This window comes from Pseudomonas sp. SIMBA_068 (assembly GCF_046534705.1).
Taxonomy (GTDB): Bacteria; Pseudomonadota; Gammaproteobacteria; order Pseudomonadales; family Pseudomonadaceae; genus Aquipseudomonas; species Aquipseudomonas putida.
The window spans coordinates 1-231 of record NZ_JAWRYI010001810.1 but is presented as its reverse complement, the minus strand read 5'-3'; the positions used below and the strand labels follow the sequence as shown (position 1 = coordinate 231).

At 64.5% G+C, this 231-nt stretch carries 2 pseudogenes; one reads left to right on the top strand and one right to left on the bottom strand.

The window, feature by feature from the left end:
- Positions 1-70 (bottom strand): annotated as a pseudogene (locus SB756_RS36020) (hypothetical protein); the annotation flags it as partial.
- Between the two features lies 1 nt (position 71).
- On the opposite strand from SB756_RS36020, the pseudogene SB756_RS36015 reads away from it, so the two are divergent.
- Positions 72-231: pseudogene (locus SB756_RS36015) on the top strand (hypoxanthine-guanine phosphoribosyltransferase); the annotation flags it as partial.

Genomic DNA, 231 nt, shown 5'->3' with positions numbered 1-231 from the left:
CCACCACGGCACCGGCGAACTCCTGCAGGGCCATGGTCAGGGCCAGGCGCATTTCCAGGTCGAGGTGGTTGCCGCTGGAAGCGTCGTACCTGCACGCCACCCGCTACCGCAACCAGACCAGCGGCGGTGAGCTGTTCTGGAAGGCCAAGCCTGAAGTCTCGTTCATCGACCGTGACGTGCTGATCGTCGACGACATCCTCGACGAAGGCCACACCCTCAGCGCCATCATCG